The organism is Acinetobacter sp. ANC_7682, from assembly GCF_056779795.1.
Map to the genome: position 1 here is coordinate 1 of NZ_JBWYIQ010000109.1, position 224 is coordinate 224.

At 42.4% G+C, this 224-nt stretch carries 1 protein-coding gene; it reads left to right on the forward strand.

What is annotated here, in order from left to right:
• The coding region (locus tag AC1M9D_RS14200; protein ID WP_481612460.1) for a transposase at positions 1–224 on the forward strand (224 nt) is incomplete at both ends.

The window sequence follows — 224 nt, forward strand, 5'->3', positions numbered from 1 at the left end:
TATTGGTATAGATGCTAAAACCCTGCAAATACGAGCAGTTCAGCTTACAACCAATAATGTCAGTGATTCACAGGTACTTGGTGATTTACTTAATCAGATTCCACAAGATGAGCGAATTGACTCTGTTTATACGGATGGAGCTTATGACACCAAGCAATGCCGTCAGGTCATTGCAGATCGGCAAGCGCATGCGGTGATTCCACCTAGAAAAAATGCGAAACCAT